This window comes from Pseudomonas sp. B2M1-30 (assembly GCF_025447575.1).
GTDB lineage: Bacteria > Pseudomonadota > Gammaproteobacteria > Pseudomonadales > Pseudomonadaceae > Aquipseudomonas > Aquipseudomonas botevensis.
This window is the reverse complement of sequence record NZ_JAOEJT010000001.1, coordinates 579,289-597,647: the sequence shown is the minus strand read 5'-3', so window position 1 is coordinate 597,647 and position 18,359 is coordinate 579,289. Positions and strand designations below refer to the sequence as shown.

General features: G+C 60.8%; 17 protein-coding genes. 8 read left to right on the top strand and 9 right to left on the bottom strand.

What is annotated here, in order from left to right:
• Positions 1–62: 62 nt before the first annotated feature.
• Positions 63–1,265, top strand: a complete 1,203-nt coding sequence (locus tag N8H74_RS02760; RefSeq protein ID WP_262146095.1) for an N-acetylmuramoyl-L-alanine amidase — start codon at positions 63–65, stop codon at positions 1,263–1,265.
• Here the strand turns inward: N8H74_RS02760 and N8H74_RS02755 are convergent.
• Positions 1,262–1,636, bottom strand: coding sequence for a glutamine synthetase (locus tag N8H74_RS02755; protein WP_217829132.1), 375 nt, complete (start codon positions 1,634–1,636; stop codon positions 1,262–1,264). The genes N8H74_RS02760 and N8H74_RS02755 overlap by 4 nt on opposite strands.
• 205 nt (positions 1,637–1,841) lie before the next feature.
• On the opposite strand from N8H74_RS02755, the gene zigA reads away from it, so the two are divergent.
• Positions 1,842–3,047, top strand: a complete 1,206-nt coding sequence (gene zigA, locus N8H74_RS02750) for a zinc metallochaperone GTPase ZigA (RefSeq protein WP_262146244.1) — start codon at positions 1,842–1,844, stop codon at positions 3,045–3,047.
• 3 nt (positions 3,048–3,050) lie between these two features.
• Here the strand turns inward: zigA and N8H74_RS02745 are convergent, their stop codons facing one another.
• Positions 3,051–3,407, bottom strand: a complete 357-nt coding sequence (locus N8H74_RS02745) for an NADH:ubiquinone oxidoreductase (RefSeq protein ID WP_217829135.1) — start codon at positions 3,405–3,407, stop codon at positions 3,051–3,053.
• A gap of 26 nt (positions 3,408–3,433) precedes the next feature.
• Here N8H74_RS02745 and N8H74_RS02740 point away from each other — a divergent pair, with 26 nt between their 5' ends.
• Positions 3,434–4,399: a CobW-like GTP-binding protein gene (locus tag N8H74_RS02740; RefSeq protein ID WP_217829136.1), complete on the top strand. Its 966-nt coding sequence runs from the start codon at positions 3,434–3,436 to the stop codon at positions 4,397–4,399.
• Between the two features lie 6 nt (positions 4,400–4,405).
• On the opposite strand, the gene N8H74_RS02735 is transcribed toward N8H74_RS02740, so the two are convergent.
• Positions 4,406–4,819 carry a DUF3301 domain-containing protein gene (locus N8H74_RS02735; RefSeq protein WP_217829137.1) on the bottom strand — a complete coding sequence of 138 codons (414 nt, stop codon included), beginning with the start codon at positions 4,817–4,819 and terminating at the stop codon, positions 4,406–4,408.
• A gap of 117 nt (positions 4,820–4,936) precedes the next feature.
• Here N8H74_RS02735 and pdxY point away from each other — a divergent pair, with 117 nt between their 5' ends.
• Positions 4,937–5,809, top strand: coding sequence for a pyridoxal kinase PdxY (pdxY, locus tag N8H74_RS02730; RefSeq protein WP_217829139.1), 873 nt, complete (start codon positions 4,937–4,939; stop codon positions 5,807–5,809).
• Between the two features lie 109 nt (positions 5,810–5,918).
• Here pdxY and N8H74_RS02725 read toward each other — a convergent pair whose 3' ends face one another.
• Positions 5,919–6,401 (bottom strand): acyl-CoA thioesterase, encoded by a 483-nt coding sequence (locus N8H74_RS02725; RefSeq protein ID WP_008064551.1) that lies wholly within the window; start codon positions 6,399–6,401, stop codon positions 5,919–5,921.
• A 280-nt stretch (positions 6,402–6,681) separates the two neighbouring features.
• On the opposite strand from N8H74_RS02725, the gene N8H74_RS02720 reads away from it, so the two are divergent.
• A complete protein-coding gene (locus N8H74_RS02720; RefSeq protein WP_262146092.1) occupies positions 6,682–8,445 on the top strand; it encodes a cation:proton antiporter in 1,764 nt (587 codons plus the stop codon).
• Between the two features lie 21 nt (positions 8,446–8,466).
• Here N8H74_RS02720 and N8H74_RS02715 read toward each other — a convergent pair whose 3' ends face one another.
• The 4 genes from N8H74_RS02715 to uvrD all read right to left on the bottom strand — a co-directional run bounded on the left by N8H74_RS02715 (position 8,467) and on the right by uvrD (position 12,828).
• Complete coding sequence (locus N8H74_RS02715) at positions 8,467–8,874, bottom strand: SMI1/KNR4 family protein (RefSeq protein WP_217829141.1); 408 nt, start codon at positions 8,872–8,874, stop codon at positions 8,467–8,469.
• Between the two features lie 139 nt (positions 8,875–9,013).
• The gene (locus N8H74_RS02710; RefSeq protein WP_217829142.1) at positions 9,014–9,889 is read right to left on the bottom strand and encodes a Tim44 domain-containing protein; all 876 of its coding nucleotides are present in this window, start codon (positions 9,887–9,889) and stop codon (positions 9,014–9,016) included.
• Between the two features lie 177 nt (positions 9,890–10,066).
• Positions 10,067–10,507, bottom strand: coding sequence for an EamA family transporter (locus tag N8H74_RS02705; protein ID WP_217829143.1), 441 nt, complete (start codon positions 10,505–10,507; stop codon positions 10,067–10,069).
• Between the two features lie 137 nt (positions 10,508–10,644).
• Positions 10,645–12,828: a DNA helicase II gene (gene uvrD / locus N8H74_RS02700; RefSeq protein WP_217829145.1), complete on the bottom strand. Its 2,184-nt coding sequence runs from the start codon at positions 12,826–12,828 to the stop codon at positions 10,645–10,647.
• Between the two features lie 258 nt (positions 12,829–13,086).
• Between uvrD and N8H74_RS02695 the strand changes: the two genes are divergently transcribed.
• The 3 genes from N8H74_RS02695 (at position 13,087) to N8H74_RS02685 (ending at position 17,398) form a co-directional block, all read left to right on the top strand.
• Complete coding sequence (locus N8H74_RS02695; protein WP_262146090.1) at positions 13,087–15,960, top strand: GGDEF domain-containing phosphodiesterase; 2,874 nt, start codon at positions 13,087–13,089, stop codon at positions 15,958–15,960.
• Between the two features lie 162 nt (positions 15,961–16,122).
• Complete coding sequence (gene hexR / locus N8H74_RS02690) at positions 16,123–16,989, top strand: transcriptional regulator HexR (RefSeq protein WP_007954250.1); 867 nt, start codon at positions 16,123–16,125, stop codon at positions 16,987–16,989.
• A 196-nt stretch (positions 16,990–17,185) separates the two neighbouring features.
• A complete protein-coding gene (locus N8H74_RS02685) occupies positions 17,186–17,398 on the top strand; it encodes a hypothetical protein (protein WP_217829150.1) in 213 nt (70 codons plus the stop codon).
• On the opposite strand, the gene N8H74_RS02680 is transcribed toward N8H74_RS02685, so the two are convergent.
• A complete protein-coding gene (locus tag N8H74_RS02680) occupies positions 17,334–18,302 on the bottom strand; it encodes a LysR family transcriptional regulator (protein WP_262146088.1) in 969 nt (322 codons plus the stop codon). The two genes, N8H74_RS02685 and N8H74_RS02680, sit on opposite strands and share 65 nt — an antisense overlap.
• Positions 18,303–18,359 lie beyond the last annotated feature (57 nt).

The window sequence follows — 18,359 nt, the reverse complement described above, 5'->3', positions numbered from 1 at the left end:
GAATTTGATGTTACATTATAACAATTCAAACCACGATGCCTTTTTCATGAACAGGCTTTCATATGCATAGGCGCCACCTGCTTAACCTGATTCTGGCGAGCGCTACGTTGGCTCTGCCGTTTACTGTTTCGGCTACGCAAATTCGTAATGCCCGGCTCTGGCGTTCGGAGAACAAGCTACGGTTGGTGTTCGATCTGAGCGGGCCAGTGCGCTACAAGACCTTCTCTTTAGGTTCACCAGAGCGCTTGATCGTCGATCTGAGTGGTGCGACCTTGAGTGGAGATTTCAGCCAGTTGGCGCTGGAAAATTCGGTCATTCGCTCGATCCGCTCGGGGCATTTTGGGCAGGGTGATACGCGCATCGTCCTCGATTTGAGTGAGCCAGTGCAGTTGAACAGCTTCTTGCTCGCCCCTCAGGATGGGCAAGGTCATCGGTTGGTGCTGGACTTGATCAGTGCTGCACCGGCCAAAATCGCGCCCATGGTTCCACGTGAAACACCCACGCAAAAGACTCATGCCAAACGCGACATCATCGTTGTGGTCGATCCTGGACACGGCGGCAAAGACCCCGGTGCGGTGGGCGCCAAAGGTGAGCGGGAAAAAGATGTGGTGCTTTCCATCGCCCAATTGCTTGCGCGACGGTTGAAGCGAGAGAAAGGATTCGACGTGAAACTGGTGCGCAATGACGATTTTTTCGTCCCGTTGCGCAAGCGCGTGGACATTGCCAGGCAGCATAAGGCCGACATGTTTATCTCTGTACACGCCGACGCAGCGCCACGCCTGACTGCCTCCGGTGCTTCGGTGTATTGCTTGTCCGAGGGTGGGGCCACATCGGCCACCGCGCGCTTCATGGCGCAACGGGAGAATGGTGCGGACTTACTGGGTGCTACCAGCCTTCTCAATCTCAAGGACAAGGACCCGATGCTGGCCGGGGTGATTCTCGACATGTCGATGAACGCGACCATCGCTGCCAGTCTGGAACTGGGTGGCACGATTCTGGGCAGTTTGGCGGGAATTACCACACTGCATCAAAAACGCGTGGAACAGGCTGGATTTGCCGTGCTGAAGTCGCCGGACGTGCCATCGATCCTGGTGGAAACCGGCTTCATTTCCAATGCCCGGGACAGTCAGCGACTGGTCACGGCGCGTCATCAGCAGGCTGTGGCGGACGGATTGTTCGCGGGATTACAGCGCTATTTCGAGAAAAACCCACCGGCCGACAGCTACATCGCCTGGCAGCAAGCGCAGAAAAATGGACAGGTTTAGCAGCCGGTAATGCGGCTGCAAGTGAACTTCGCGCTGCTCCCGCCGGAGCTGGAAAACCGGTTGATCGTCGTCCAGCCCACCCGGCGGTTGTAACCCACCCACGCTTCGCCATCTGAAGCGATGCCGGTAAAGAACGTCAGTTGCCCGTAGCGACTGTTGGTCTGCGCCCAGTATCGCCGACCGACCTTTTCGAAACCACGCAGATACATCGTACTGCCCACCGTGTTGACGCTGTAGGCATTGCCTTCGGCGTCAATGCACGCCAACAGGTTGGCGGTGCGGGTGCAGGTGGCAAGCCCTGGAATCTGGCCCCAGGCATTGAAGGTCAACAGCGCGAGGCTCAGGAGCGAGCATTTCAGCGCAATTCTCATGGCGTGTTCCGGCAGGTGAAAGAGATCCAGCTTCGTACCCTGTTTGCATTTGGGCAAGAGCAAAGGTGGATTGTTCATATTGTTATACTATAACATTAAATCCGACCTGTTTTCCGTGACCCCCTGTTTTCAAGCGCCTGCTTCCTTGATTGGAGCCCAAGAGCGCCTTTTCGCTGCCAGGCGACTGATTGATGAGGATTATCCAATGTCTTACCCACTTCCCGTGACCGTTTTGTCCGGCTTCCTCGGCGCCGGAAAAAGTACACTTTTGAATTACGTACTACGTAACAGGGACGCCTTGCGCGTTGCTGTAATCGTCAATGATATGAGTGAGATCAATATCGATGGCAGCGAAGTTCAGCGCGATGTCAGCTTGAACCGTGCAGAAGAGAAACTGGTCGAGATGAGCAACGGCTGTATCTGCTGTACGTTACGCGAAGACCTGCTGGAGGAAGTGAGCAAGCTCGCCCGCGATGGCCGCTTCGATTACCTGTTGATTGAATCCACCGGCATTTCCGAGCCGTTGCCGGTGGCCGAGACCTTTACCTTCCGTGACGAGCAGGGGCAGAGCCTGGCCGATGTCGCGCGCCTCGACACCATGGTCACCGTGGTCGACGGCATGAACTTCCTCCAGGACTACTCAGCCGCCCAGAGCCTTGCCTCTCGCGGTGAAACCCTGGGCGAGGAGGACGAGCGTTCAATCACCGATTTGCTGATCGAGCAGATCGAGTTCGCCGACGTGCTGTTGATCAGCAAGATCGATCTGATCAGCCAGCGCGACCGGGAAGAGCTGACGGCGATCCTTAAGCGGCTGAACGCCCAGGCCGAGATCATCCCGATGGTGATGGGTGAAGTCCCGCTGGAGAAGATCCTGAATACCGGCCGCTTCGACTTTGAAAAAGCCGCGCAGGCCCCAGGATGGTTGCAGGAACTGCGCGGCGAACATGTCCCGGAAACCGAGGAATATGGCATCGCCTCCGGTGCCTATCGAGCGCGGCGGCCGTTCCACCCGGAGCGCTTCTTCAACTTCATCGACCGGCCATGGCCGAACGGCAGGTTGCTGCGTTCAAAGGGCTTTTTCTGGCTCGCGAGCAAGCCGTCGGACGCAGGCAGCTGGTCGCAGGCGGGTGGTCTGATGCGTTACGGATTTGCCGGGCGCTGGTGGCGTTATGTGCCGAAAGATCACTGGCCGCAGGATCAGGAAAGTACCGCAGCGATCATGCAGAACTGGACCGCCAGTGTCGGGGACTGCCGTCAGGAACTGGTTTTCATCGGGCAGAACATCGATTTCGAGCAGCTCACCTCGGAGCTGGATGCCTGCTTGCTGACCGATGAAGAAATGGCCATCGGCACCGAAGGCTGGCGCTCGCTGGTCGACCCTTTTGGTCCGTGGAGCGAAGAGGCGGCCTGAGGTTCAGGGCTTGAGCCACTTGCCCTGGCTCTGAGTCTCGCAGTACGGCTGCAAGTACGCGGCGTCGGTGGCGATGCCGTAATAGTGGATATCCTGGCGATAGGGCATATTGGCGACCTGGGCGTTGCTGCATACGCCGAACGCGCCGCCGGGGCACTGGTCGACGTATTGCACGTCGACTTTCTGCCCGGCCAGGGTCGGTTGGCAGAAACCGTCGTTGAACAGCTTTTCCGGGATGTTGCGGTTCTGCTGGCAGACCTTGACGTCCAGTCGCTCGGCCTGGCTATGAACCACACAGGCTTGCGCCAGCACCTGCCCCGACAGCAACATCAACAGCAACCAACCTCCCAACCACCGCATCAACGACCTCCAGAAAAACGCCACGCATGCTGCAGAACATTCCTACCCACGTCATCGCAGGCCCCTTGGGCGCCGGCAAGACCAGCCTGATCCGCCAACTCATGGCCCAGCGTCCGGCCGGCGAACGCTGGGCGGTGCTGATCAACGAGTTCGGCCAGATCGGTCTCGATGCCGCGCTGCTGACCCGCGACGTCGATGGTATCGCACTGGGCGAGGTCGCCGGGGGCTGTTTGTGTTGCGTGAACGGTGCGCCGTTTCAGATCGGTCTGGGGCGTCTGCTGCGCAAAGCCAGGCCGGACCGACTGTTTATAGAGCCTTCCGGATTGGGGCATCCGGCGCAGTTGCTCAAGCAGTTGAGTGAGGCGCCGTGGCTGGGCGTACTGGCGGTTCAGCCGTGTGTGCTGGTGCTGGATGCGCAGGCTCTGGCGCAGGGGAAAACACTCTCGGCCCCGCAACAAGAGGCCTTGGCGAGCGCGGGTTTATTGCTGTTGAACAAGTCTGAGGGTGTCGATGAATCCGTGCGCCCGGCGATCATCGGACAACTCCCGCCAGTCCCGGTGATCTGGACGCAAAACGCCGCACTGGCGTTGAGCGAGCTACCGGGATTGGCGGCAAGGGCTGTAGCAGGGGCGGACAATCCGGTGCTGCCGAAAGGATTGGCGCAGTTGCCAGCGGTCTGGAGCGACCCGGCGCAGCCGATTTGTCTGAGCCAGGCGCAGGAGGGCGGTTGGAGTATTGGTTGGCGCTGGCATCCCGACCAGACCTTCGACGCGGGGCGCATTGCTCGTTGGCTTGAGGGTCTGGTCTGGCGCCGCGCGAAACTGGTTATCCACAGTGCCCGGGGCTGGGTTTCGGCGAATGCCCTGGAGAATGCCGAGCTGAACTGGCAGACGAGCGAATGGCGGCGGGATTCGCGGCTCGAGCTGATTTTCACCGATCCGCAGGATGTCGAGTTGCTTCAGGCTGGTTTGGCCCGCTGCCGGGTGGCTTGAGTCAGCTCACGGCTTCCACTTGGTGTGTTCCTGGCGCCACTGGCTCAGCTCGATCACCTCGGCCCGTGGTTTGTTCACCTCGACCACCGGCGGAGTGTCATCGAACGGGGCCGGGTAGGGCGCCAGTTCGATCTGTGCGCTGTGCGCGCCGAATTGAGTAATGGTGCCGTTGTGACGGGTTTCGCCGGTCACGGTGAATTCGAAATTGTAGACCCGCGCCAATCGCCGGCGACCGCTGGCGTCCTTGATGAAACCAATCTTTTTCAGTGCGACGTTGCCGTCGAGCAGCTCCACGCCGACGTTCACGCAATGTTGCTTGACCCGTTCCAGCGCCCGCTCGCGCAAGCCGTGGTTGTGCCACAGCCACGCGCCAGCAGCGGCGAACAGCATCAGCACGAAGATGTTTTCGAGGGTCAGCATCAACAAGTAACTCCAAAAGAGGGCATCAGCTTAACTGCGTCGCCGGTCTGTCGTACAGGCTGCGTTTCGTCGCATACTGCGCGGCTCGAATTTCAATCGTTTTACGGAAAAACCCGAATGAAACGTACGCCTCACTTGCTCGCCATCCAGTCCCATGTGGTGTTCGGCCACGCCGGCAACAGCGCTGCGGTTTTTCCGATGCAGCGGGTCGGGGTGAATGTCTGGCCGCTCAACACCGTGCAGTTTTCCAACCACACCCAGTACGGCCAATGGGCCGGGGAAGTGCTGGCGCCGCATCAGATCCCGGAACTGGTGGAAGGGATCGCCGCCATCGGCGAGCTGGGCAACTGCGACGCGGTGCTGTCCGGATATCTGGGCAGCGCGGCCCAGGGGCGGGCGATTCTCAGTGGCGTGGCGCGGATCAAGTCGGTCAACCCCAAGGCGTTATACCTGTGTGATCCGGTGATGGGGCACCCGGAAAAGGGCTGCAGCGTACCGGCCGAAGTCAGCGATTTCCTCCTGGAGGAAGCGGCGGCGGTGGCGGACTTCATGTGTCCGAACCAATTGGAGCTGGACAGCTTCTGCGGGCGCAAGCCGCAATCGTTGTTTGATTGCCTGGCCATGGCGCGCTCGCTGCTGGCACGCGGGCCGCAGGCGGTGCTGGTCAAGCATCTGGATTATCCGGGCAAGCCGGCGGAAGCCTTTGAAATGCTGCTGGTGACCGCCGAGGGCAGTTGGCATCTGCGCCGTCCGCTGCTGGCGTTCCCGCGTCAGCCGGTGGGCGTGGGCGATCTGACTTCCGGGCTGTTCCTGGCGCGCGTGCTGTTGGGGGACAGCCTGGTGGCCGCGTTCGAATTTACCGCGGCGGCGGTGCATGAAGTGCTGCTGGAAACCCAGGCGTGCGCCAGTTATGAGCTGCAGCTGGTTCGGGCGCAGGATCGGATTGCGCATCCTCGGGTGAAGTTCGAGGCGACGCCGATCAGTCTGTAAGACCGCGCTACGCCCATTCACGAGCAAGCCCGCTCCCCCAGATGATCACGGTCAACTGGGGGAGCGGGCTGGAGGCTATCTATAAAACGACATCACCCCAAAGGGCCGATCAGGCGTCGCCCTTGATCTCCTGATAGCGCTTTTCCAGCTCCTGACGAATCTGCCGACGCTGCTGCGCCTGCATATAGCGGCGCTTGTCTTCACTGTTTTCCGGCTGCAGCGGTGGCACCGGCGCCGGTTTGCGCTGGTCGTCGACGGCGACCATGGTGAAAAAGCAGCTATTGGTGTGACGCACCGAGCGCTCGCGGATGTTCTCGGTCACGACTTTGATGCCGACTTCCATCGAGGTGTTGCCGGTGTAGTTGACCGACGCCAGGAACGTCACCAGTTCGCCGACATGGATCGGCTCGCGGAAAATCACCTGATCCACCGACAGTGTCACGACGTAGCGGCCGGCATAGCGGCTGGCGCAGGCGTAGGCGACTTCATCGAGGTATTTGAGCAGGGTGCCGCCGTGGACATTGCCAGAGAAGTTGGCCATGTCGGGGGTCATCAGTACCGTCATCGACAGCTGGGCGTTTCCGGGTTCCATAACATTCTCACGGGTCAAGGCAGGGTTGCTGGAGGAACACCTCTGCGGGTGTCTGGTCGCTTTCAAAAACCACCATTATCGGGACGCCAGGCGACCGACCGCCGTCACGCCCGAATCGATCTGTTTCCATATATTGCACCGCCTTTCAGCCGGAAGTCGCGGTGTTACCCTGCAAAAGCCCACCCCAAGGGCGATTCCTACATCAAAAGCGGATATTCATTCAGCTCGCCCAGACATTTCCCATGTTGGCGCGGGCCTCTTCATTCAAGGAGCCCACACCATGCATGCCATCAGCTTTATTCAGGATCTGGCGGTGATCATGCTGGTTGCGGGCGTGGTGACCGTACTGTTTCACCGCTTCAAGCAGCCGGTGGTGCTCGGTTATATAGTCGCCGGCTTCATCATCGGCCCGCACACGCCGCCCTTCGGGCTGATCCACGACGAAGAAACCATCAAGACCCTCGCCGAGCTGGGGGTGATTTTCCTGATGTTCTGCCTTGGCCTGGAGTTCAGCCTGCGCAAGTTGTTCAAGGTCGGCGCCACGGCGTTTATCGCGGCGTTCATGGAAATCGTGCTGATGATCTGGATCGGTTACGAAATCGGCCGCTGGTTCGACTGGAATACCATGGATTCACTGTTCCTCGGGGCGATCCTGGCCATTTCCTCGACCACCATCATCGTCAAGGCGCTCAACGACCTGAAAATGAAAAACGAGCGCTTCGCCCAACTGATCTTCGGTGTGCTGATCGTCGAGGACATCCTGGGCATCGGCATCATCGCGCTGCTGTCGAGCATCGCGGTCAGTGGCACGGTGAGTTCCGGCGAGGTGTTTTCCACGGTCGGCAAGCTGTCGCTGTTCATGATCGTTGCGCTGGTGATCGGCATTCTGCTGGTGCCGAGGCTGCTGGCATACGTGGCGAAATTCGAAAGCAACGAGATGCTGCTGATCACCGTGCTGGGTCTGTGTTTCGGCTTCTGCCTGCTGGTGGTCAAGCTCGAATACAGCATGGTGCTGGGGGCATTCCTGATCGGCGCGATCATGGCCGAGTCGCGGCAGTTGCTGAAGATCGAGCGCCTGATCGAACCGGTTCGCGACCTGTTCAGTGCCATCTTTTTCGTCGCCATCGGCCTGATGCTCGACCCGATGATCCTGCTGCAATACGCCTGGCCGATTGCGGTGATCACCGTCGCCGTGGTGCTGGGCAAGATGCTGTCCTGCGGCCTCGGTGCGTTTATCGCCGGTAATGACGGACGCACCTCACTGCGAGTCGGGATGGGTCTTTCGCAGATTGGAGAATTCTCCTTCATCATCGCCGCACTGGGCATGACCCTGCAGGTCACCAGCAACTTCCTCTATCCCGTTGCCGTGGCGGTTTCGGTGATCACCACGTTGCTGACGCCGTACCTGATCCGGGCTGCCGATCCGCTGTCGATCAAGCTGTCCGCCGCCATGCCGCAGCGTCTCGGTCGGGTGTTCGGGATGTACGGCGAATGGCTGCGCAGCATCCAGCCGCAGGGTGAAGGCGCGATGCTGGCATCGATGATCCGCAAGATTCTGCTGCAGGTCGGGGTCAATCTTGCGCTGGTGATCGCGATTTTCTTTGCCGGGGCGTACTTCGCCGAACGGATTTCCGCTTCGCTGGCGGAGTGGATCAGTGATCCGAGCTGGCAGAAAGCGCTGATCTGGGGCGGGGCGCTGCTGGTCTCGCTGCCTTTCCTGATCGCGGCTTATCGCAAGCTCAAGGCGCTGTCGATGCTGCTGGCGGAAATGGGCGTGAAACCGGAGATGGCCGGGCGTCATACGCAGCGAGTGCGCCGGGTGATCGCCGAAGTGATCCCGCTGCTTTCGCTGTTGGTGATTTTCCTGCTGTTGGCAGCCTTGTCGGCCAGTATTCTGCCGACCAACAAGTTGCTGGTGCTGATTGCCGTGGTCGCGGCCGCCGTGGCGGCGCTGCTCTGGCGCTGGTTCATCCGGGTACACACACGGATGCAGGTGGCCCTGCTGGAAACCCTCGACAACCACAAGGAATCATCGGGGCATTGACCAGCCGGGACGAACGACCGGTCAGCTTTCCAGCCAGACGTCCCGCGCCCAGTGCCAGACCGACTCCCAGGACTCTTCGGTAATCAGCTCTTCTTCGCCGGACCACAGCACCACGGTGCCGTCTTCTTCGACGCAGTAGTAGTCATTGCCGTCCTGGCAGATCGGGATCAGGTCCCGTGGCACGCCAGCGTCCCAGGCGTTGGCCGCGACATCCGGCAGGTAGGTGTGGGATTGCGGGTCGGTGACGGTCACCGGCTCCAGGCTGCCGTAGACCACATCGCTGACGGTCAGCAGAAACTCTTTGAAGACGAACGGAATGTTGATGAAGAGTTCTTCTTCGACCTCCACCAACTGGTCTTCGTCGGGCAATTCCAGAGGAACCGGCACCCGTTCGTTGGCTTCGCGCAGTTGTTCGATGATTTCTTCCACGTCCGGGGATCCTCTTGCTTGAATGGCGCGGTTTATATGGGGCGGTTTATACAGTAGCTCGCTATAGATGCAACCGCGAAATAGAAAACCCCGGACAAGTCCGGGGTTTTCGTTACGGCGGGTAAAACGTCGAAGGTGATCAGCCGTTCTGGCGGATACCGGCGACCAGCCAAGGCTGGTTGTCGCCCTGTGGACGTTCCATGTTCCAGCTTTCGCTGAACACTTCACCCTGGTCGAAACGCGAGGTTTTCGACACGCCGCTGAAGGTCAGGGTCGCGATGGTCTTGTCCGCACGATCATCCACGCCGTCCAGTTGAACCTGGAGGTTGTCGATGTAGGTGGACTGGAAGCCGTCGCCCAGGTCCGCACGCTCACGCTTGAGGAAGTCGAGCATTTGCGGGGTCACGAACTCGGCGATCTTGTCCATTTCGTTGGCGTCCCAGTGCTGCTGCAGGGCCTGGAAGTGGCTGCGCGCGGCTTCGAGGAAGCGTTGCTCGTTGAACCAGGCCGGCGCGTTGATCACCGGACGGGCGGCAGGTGCTGCCGAACCACCGAAGATCGAACCCATGGCGGCCGGCTTCTGCTCGAACACCTCACGCTGCATCGGCGCGTGACCGGCCGGAGCCATGTGCTCCTGCTGCTTGCGTCGACGGGCAGCGATGAAGCGGAAGATCACGAACGCGATCACGGCCATGATCAGGATGTCGAAGATCTGCATGCCCTGGAAGCCGCCGCCCATGAACATGGAAGCGAGCAGGCCACCGGCGGCGATGCCGGCCAGCGGGCCGAGCCATTTCGATGCGCCACCGGCCTTGGCCGCAGCGCCGGCGGCACCGGCTGCACCCGCGGTCGCTGCTGCGCCGCCCATGCCAGGGGAAGAAGGCGCCATCTGGCTGGTCTGGTGCGTCGGCGCGGCGCCGGCGCTTTTGCCACCACCAAAGCGCTTGGCGTTGGCGTCGAGGCTCATCGTCAGGCCGATGCACAACGCCATGGCGATGCTAAGAAAACGTTTCATAAAGGGTATTCCCGTTTGTGGAGAGCACGCGCGCCATGTTGCACAGCTGAAGTGACACTGGCTAGCGACAGAGTGTTTCGGGCTTTTGCCTGACAGGTTACGTTCAGCTCGGTCGAGGCAATAAGGCGATGTACTTTTGTCTGTAGGAAAAGCAGCTGGGTTCAGTGGGATTGCTGGTTAGCGACGTAACGCCAGCATCACCACACCGGCGGTGATCAGACCGATGCCGCCCCATTGGCGCAGATCGAGTTTCTCGCCCAGCAGGATCGCGCCGAGGATCGCCACCAGCACCACGCTGAGCTTGTCCACCGGGGCGACCAGCGACGCCGGGCCGAGCTTCAACGCGCGGAAGTAGCACAGCCACGAAGCGCCCGTGGCCAGGCCCGACAGCAGCAGGAACAGATAGCTTTTGGCGGAAATCGATCCCAGAGACTGATATTGGCCCGTGGCGTACAAAATCAAGGCCAGGCTGACCAGTACCACGATGGTGCGCAGCAAGGTGGCGAAGTCGGAGTTGACGTTTTCGATGCCGACCTTGGCGAAGATCGCGGTCAATGCGGCGAACGTGGCCGAGAGCAGCGCCCAGAATGTCCAGGAAGAGAAAAAGCCTGAGCCCATGAAATTCGTCCTGATGATTGACGCAAACCTTTTGGGAGCGAGCTGGCTCGCGAAGCGGGAGGGTCAGCCAACGAATGTATTGAATGAAAGACACATTCGCGAGCAGGCCCGCTCCCACCATTGCCCTGGGTCGCGCTTCAGATCGCTTCCAGCTTCGCGTAACCGAGCATCAGCCACTTGCTGCCTTCGCTGAAGTTCACCTGAACCCGGGCCTGTGCGCCGGCACCCTCGAAGTTGAGGATCACGCCGTCGCCGAAAATCGAGTGGCGCACGGCCTGACCAAGGCTGAGTCCGGTGTCCGGAATCTCGCTGCCGCTGAACAGGTTGCTGCCGCTCATCGACTGGTTGCCGCCGAACGGACGGCTGACGCTGTTCGACAGACGCACTTCCTGAATCAGGCCTTTCGGCACTTCCCGTACGAATCGCGACACCTTGTTGTAGGTTTCACTGCCGTACAGGCGTCGGGTTTCAGCGTAGGACATCACCAGATTCTGCATCGCCCGGGTGATGCCGACGTAGGCCAGACGCCGTTCCTCTTCAAGGCGACCCGGTTCTTCCAGGCTCATCTTGTGCGGGAACAGGCCTTCTTCCATGCCCACCAGGAACACGTAAGGGAATTCCAGGCCCTTGGCGCTGTGCAGGGTCATCAGTTGAATGCTGTCTTCATGCTCGTCGGCCTGAGTGTCACCGGCCTCCAGCGACGCATGACCGAGGAATGCCGCCAGGGGCGTCAGCTCTTCGTCTTCTTCAGTGTTCTCGAAGTTGCGCGCAGCGCTGACCAGTTCCTCAAGGTTTTCCACCCGGGCCTGGCCTTTCTCGCCTTTCTCCGCTTCGTGATAGGCGATCAGCCCGGACTGCTCGATGACGGTTTGCGTCATCAGGTGCAGCGGCATCTCTGCACATTTGGCGGCCAGGTTCTCGATCAGCTCGATAAACGCACCGAGGGCGCCCGCCGCGCGGCCGGTCAGGCCTTTGTTGGCGACCAGTTGGCGCATGGCTTCCCACATGGAAACATCGCTGTGGCGCGCATGCTCGCGGATCGCCTCGACGGTTTTCTCGCCGATGCCACGGGCCGGTACGTTGATCACCCGTTCCAGTGCTGCGTCGTTGCCGCGACCTTCGAGCAAACGCAGGTAGGCCATGGCGTTCTTGATTTCCGCCCGCTCGAAGAAGCGCTGGCCGCCATAGATGCGGTACGGAATGCGCTCGCGCAGCAATGCTTCTTCCAAAACGCGGGATTGGGCGTTGGAGCGGTAGAGAATCGCGATATCGCTGCGAGACAGGCCGGTTTTCAGCGCGCTTTCGATGGTTTCGACAACGTAGCGTGCTTCGTCATGTTCGTTGAACGCGGCGTACAGATTGATCGCTTCGCCGTCGCCGCCATCGGTCCACAGCTCTTTGCCCAGACGCCCGGTGTTGTTGGCAATCAGGGCGTTGGCCGCCTTGAGGATGCCGGCGGTGGAGCGGTAGTTCTGTTCCAGGCGGATGGTTTCGGCATCCGGGAAGTCGGCGGAATACTGGTGGATGTTCTCGATTTTCGCCCCGCGCCAGCCGTAGATCGACTGGTCGTCGTCACCCACCACCATCAGGCTGTCGCCGCCCTTGGCCAGCAGACGCAGCCAGGCGTATTGCACGGCGTTGGTGTCCTGGAACTCGTCCACCAGAATATGCCGGAAGCGCTTCTGATAGTGCGCCAGCAGGCCCGGATGGTCGCGCCACAGGTCGAGGGCACGCAGCAGCAGTTCGGAGAAGTCGATGACGCCCGCGCGGGCACAGGCAGCCTCGTAGGCCTCGTAAATGCCGCGCATGGTGGCCAGGAACAGATCGCCGCTGGCCTGAATGTGTTGCGGGCGCAGACCTTCGTCTTTCTGCCCGTTGATGAACCACTGCGCCTGGCGGGCCGGCCAGCGCTGTTCGTCCAGCCCCAGCTCGCGGATCACCCGCTTGACCAGCCGTTGCTGGTCGTCGCTGTCGAGAATCTGGAAGGTCTGGCTCAGGCCGGCTTCCTGCCAGTGCGCCCGCAGCAAGCGGTGCGCCAGGCCGTGGAAGGTGCCGACCCACATGCCCGCCGGGTTGATGCCCAGCAACTGTTCGATGCGGTGACGCATCTCGGCAGCGGCCTTGTTGGTGAAGGTCACCGACAGAATGGAGTGGGGCGAGGCGTTTTCGACCTGGATCAACCAGGCGATACGGTGCACCAGCACTCGGGTTTTACCGGAACCGGCACCGGCCAGGACCAACTGACGGCCAACGGGGGCCGCTACGGCCTGGCGTTGGGCATCGTTGAGGGAGTTCAGCAGAAGGGAGAGATCATCGCGCATCGGGGCATTCTAGGGTGCGCCGCAGGCCCGGGCAAACCGAGCTTTGCATTAGCCGATGAAACTGCTGTCGATGACGACCGGTCGGTCACTGGTCGCAGGCATCGGCCCGTCTCGCTCTGCGGGTTTTGCCGGTGGCGCGGGGGGCAAAAGTTTCGGCGAAATTATGATCTGGAGCAGTTTGGCAAGTGAATGGGCTTGTGTATGCTCCGTCCACGTTTCGGGCGCATGCTCATTTTAATAAGAACAAGAACATTGCCTATGACCCTCAGCTCTGACCTGTCGGGCCCCTCTGTGGAGCCTCGGGTTATCCGCAAGCACTACGCCACGCAGATGGCGGTCGAGCGCACGCGCCTTCTTTATCAGGGCTCGCTGCTGCCCACGCTGTTCATGTTGATCAATGGTCTGGTCTGCGCCGCTCTGCTCTGGAGCCCGCAGCGCTACTTCGTGGTCAGCGTCTGGCTGGTGTGGCTGCTGTCGCTGGTGGCGTTACGGGTGATTCAGGTCGCCGCGTTCGATTCGGCCATGCCCGACCGTCAGGCCCAGCCGATCTGGGGGCGAATGTTCTTGCTCGGTTCGACCTTGACCGGCCTGACCCTGGCCGGTGCCGGTATCGCGCTGGTGCCGGCCGACAACTTCCTGCAACAGGCCTGGGTGTTCGGCCTGATCGGCGCCGCCACGCTGTCGGCCAGCGTCGCCTATGCGGTCAGCCTGCCGGCGTTTCTGTCCTTTACCTTGCCGTGCCTGCTGCCGGCCATCGGCTATCTGTTCTGGGGCGGTGACGATCTGGCGCGCGGCTGGGGCTGGCTCGGGCTGATTCTGCTCGGTTCGTTGAGTGTGGTGGCGTGGCAGATCAATCGACTGATCGATCGTGGGTTGCTGCGACGCTTTCAGAATCAGCGGCTGATCGAGCACCTGCAACAGGCGCAGACCCGCAGCGAGCAACTCAACCAGGAGCTGGCAAAGGAAATCGAACACCGCCGCTGCGCCGAGGGCAAATTGCGCGAGGCGCAGGTCGATCTCGAAGACCGTGTCGCCCAGCGCAGTCGCGAACTGGATGCCGCCAACCAGGCCCTGAGCAAAAGCGAAGCGCGGCTGGCCCTGGCGTTGAAAGCCAGTGAGCTTGGGCTGTGGGACTGGAATCTGCAAACCGATGAAGTCCACCACACGCAGATCCAGGAGTTGTTCGGCATCGACCCGGAATACGTCACCGGGCTGCTACGGCATCTGCGACCGCGCCTGCACCCGGAAGACGTGCCGTCACTCAAGCACGCCTTGATCGAGCATCTGAAGGGTCGCACCGAGGATTATCAGATCGAGTACCGGGTGCGGCATGGCGATGGCCACTGGGTATGGATCGAAGACCGTGGCCGGGCGGTGGAGCGCAGCGACAGCGGGCGGGTGATCCGCATGGTCGGCACTCGCCGTGACATCAGCGCCAGCAAAGGCCTGGAAGCCCAGCAGCAACTGGCGGCGACGGTGTTTGAAGCGGCCAGTGAAGGCATCGTGATTCTTGATCCGAATTACGAACTGATCGCGATCAATCAGGCGTTCAGCCGCGTCACCGGTTATGACATCGACGACATGCTCGGGCGCAACGTCGTCGAACTGCCGTGCAGCCGCGATGCCCGGCGACATTATGTTGCGATCCGCCAGGCGCTGGAGCAGCACGGCAGTTGGCAAGGCGAACTGGTGGAAACCCGCAAGAACGGCGAACTCTACCCGCAATGGCTACAACTGAATGTGGTGCGTGATCGTCGGGGAAATATGAGTCATATCGTGGGCTTCTTCGCCGATCTGTCAGCGCGCCGCGAGTCCGAAGAGCGTATGCGCTACCTGACCCACTACGACGAGCTCACCGGTCTGGCCAACCGCTCGCTGTTTCGCGAACGGCTGCACGAAGCCCATCAACGGGTGCGCCAGGGCGGACGCCGCAGCCTGGCGTTGCTGCACATCAATCTGGACCGCTTCAAGCTGCTCAACGACAGTCTTGGTCATGAAGTCGCCGACCAGTTGCTGCAAAAAATGTCGCGGCGCCTGATCAATGCCTTGCCCGAGGCGGACACCATCGCCCGGCTGTCCGGCGATGAGTTCGCGGTGTTGTTCGACGCCTACGGCAACCTGTCGAGCCTGGCGCGGGTCGCCACGCGGCTGGCGACCAAACTGCGCCTGCCGCTGACGGTGGAAGGGCATGAACTGGTGGTCAGCGCCTCGATGGGCATCAGCATGCTGCCGGACAATGCGCGGGAAATCTCCGAGCTGGTCAGTCAGTCGAACATGGCCATGCAACATGCCAAGCACCTGGGCGGCAACAACTTCCAGTTCTATACCGACAGCCTGCAAGCCAGCACCCTGGAACGTCTGCAACTGGAAATCCAGTTGCGCAAAGCCATCGAAGACAAGCAACTGAGCGTGTTCTACCAGCCGAAGCTATGTCTGGAGACGGGCCGCCTGAATGCGGCAGAAGCACTGGTGCGCTGGGATCATCCGACCCTGGGCCGGATCTCTCCGGGGGATTTCATCGGCCTGGCCGAGGAAACCGGGTTGATCGGCCCGATCGGCGAGTTCGTGCTGCGCCAGGCGTGCAGGCAGGCCTGCGAGTGGCAGCGCCAGGGGCTGGCGCCGATCCGGGTGTCCGTGAACCTGTCGGTGCATCAGTTGCGTCAGGGCAAGCTCGCCAGCCTTGTACGTCAGGTGCTGGAAGAAACCGGGCTGGCGCCGCACTATCTGGAGCTGGAACTCACGGAAAGCCAGTTGCTCGACAGCGTCGAACACATCATCGCCACCTTCCAGCAATTGCGCGGACTGGGGGTGAAACTGGCGATCGATGATTTCGGTACGGGTTATTCGTCGCTCAGTTATCTGAAGCGCATCCCGGTGGACTACGTGAAGATCGATCAGGCTTTCATTCGCGGCCTGGCGCAGGGTAGCGAGGACGCGGCGATCACTCGCGCGATCATTGCCATGGCCCACGGCCTGTCGCTGAAAGTAGTGGCCGAAGGCGTCGAACGTCCGGAGCAACTGGAGTTTCTCAAGGCCGAAGGCTGCGACGAAGTGCAGGGATACCTGATCAGTCGTCCGGTGCAGGCGGCAGACCTCGCCGGGTTGTTGCGTGGGCAGGAAAACTCCCTTTAGGGCTACATCAAGGGGAGATGCGCCTGATACGGGGGCATCCAGTTACGCATTGAGCGGGCAAAAAGACGATTCATGTAGTATAACTACAAGCTTGCTACATCTTCGGCATCTGCCCATGACGCTTATTCCATAACACTTATTTCATAACAAGAGTCCAGCCCCTTGAACCTGCTGCAGCACATCGCCCAGTCACGTCACCTGTTACGCAAGTCGGAGCTCAAGGTCGCCGACCACGTGCTGCTTGACCCTGCGGCGGTGATGCACAGTTCCATGGCCGACCTGGCCCACAGCGTCGGCATCAGTGAGCCGACCATCGTGCGCTTCTGCCGGGCCATCGGTTGTTCCGGCTTTCAGGATCTGAAACTCAAACTGGCGCAAAGCCTGGCCGCCGGTGCCAGCTTCGGCCAGTTCGCGATCCATGAAGATGACTCCGTCGCCGACTACAGCCTGAAGATTTTCGACACCACCCTGCACACCCTGATGGAGGTTCGCGAGAAACTCGATCCGCTGGAGTTGCAGCGCGCGGTCACGCTGATGTCCCAGGCCCAGCGCGTCGAGTTCTATGGCTTCGGCGCCTCCGGCGCGGTGGCGGCGGATGCGCAGCACAAATTCTTCCGGTTGCTGCTGACCGCTGCGGCGTATTCCGATCCGCACATGCAAGCGATGTCGGCGGTGACGTTGAAGCCGACCGACGTGGCGATCTGCATTTCCCAGTCCGGGCGTTCCAAGGATCTGCTGATCACCGCCAACCTCGTTCGCGAGAGCGGCGCCTCGCTGATTACCTTGTGCCCGAGCCAGACACCGCTGGCCGAGCTGTCGACCGTCAACCTGGCGATCGATGTGCATGAGGACACGGAAATCTACACCCCGCTGACCTCGCGTATCGCCCACCTGGTCGTGATCGATGTGCTGGCGATGGGCGTGGCCATGGCGCGCGGGCCGAGTCTGGTCAACCACCTCAAGAGCGTCAAGCGCAGCCTGCGCAGCTTGCGTCTGTCGCCCAAGTCGGTGAAAGCGCTGGACGATTGAATCCGGAAGTCGTTGCGACCTTCATCCGCGGGCAAGCCCGCTTCCACAAAACGGTGGGAGCGGGCTTGCTTGCGAAGGCGTCCTCAAAAACACCGGCGCCATCGCGAACTTTCACCTTTCTGTAACCCCGACGCAGCCAAACCGTCATCCCTCACGCCTATCGTGAAACTCCCGTACTCGCCTTGGGAGACTCGAAATGGCTCAGCCCTACGAAGAACGCAACAGCGCCGCGAAAACCCGTCGTCAGCAGGAAGACCAGCGCCGCATGGAGTTTCGCCGCGCTATCGAAGATCGCTTCGAACTTCGCCAGCTTCAGGCCGAGATCGGCGATTTTCCCGAGGAAATCACCCTCCACCATTGGCAGGCAGCGCCGACCGCTTCCCGTCGAAGCGCTCAACCAGCGCGCTGATCTGGATCCGCTCGCTGCGGACAAATGCCAGGAAGGCGTGCGCCACTGGTGACAGTCGTTTGGCCTTGGCTTGCACCAGGCACCAACTGCGAAACAGCGGTAACTCCTCGACCGGCAGTTCCACCAGGCCGCCGGTCGCCAGCTCCAGGTTCAGGGCGTGGCGCGTCAACAGCGCCACGCCCAGACCCGCCACGACACACTCTCGCTGAGCTTCGGCCGAGGCCACTTCCTGAGTCTGGGTGAAGTGCACGCGCTTCTCCTTGAAGTACTCTTCGCAGGCCATGCGCGTGCCTGAGCCCGGTTCGCGAATCAGCAAGGTGTAGGGCTCCAGATCCTGTAAGCGCAGCGGCCCCATGTGTGACAACGGATGATCCGGCGGTGCCACGGCGACAATCGGATTGTTGAGGAACGGCAGGAATTCCAGGCCCATGTCCTGCGGCACCATGGACATGATCACCAGATCGTCGCGGTTATCGGAGAGGCGGCGGATCACCTGGCCCCGATTGACCACCGTCAATTGCAGGTTCACTTCCGGATGCTGGCGCTTGAATGCGGCGAACAGGTGCGGCACGAAGTATTTGGCACTGGACTCCACTGCCAGTTTCAATTGGCCTTGCAGCGAGCCCTGCATGTCCGAAAGCTGCATGTCGAGGTTTTCCAGGCGCCCGAAGATGTCCCGGCTCGCCCGTTGCAAGGCTTCGGCGGCTTCGGTCATGTAGAGTTTTTTGCCGACGTAGTCGAACAATGGCTGGCCGATCAGCTCTTCCAGTTGACGAATCTGTAGGCTGACGGCCGGTTGCGTGAGAGACATTTCTTCAGCCGCTCGGCTGTAGGAGCGTAAATCACACACCTCGTTGAAGATCTGCAATTGACGCAATGTCATACGCATCAAAGACTTACGCATTTTCTACCGACTCTGGCCGCTGGCTGATGCGTTGACTATAAGTCTTTACTTATGCAC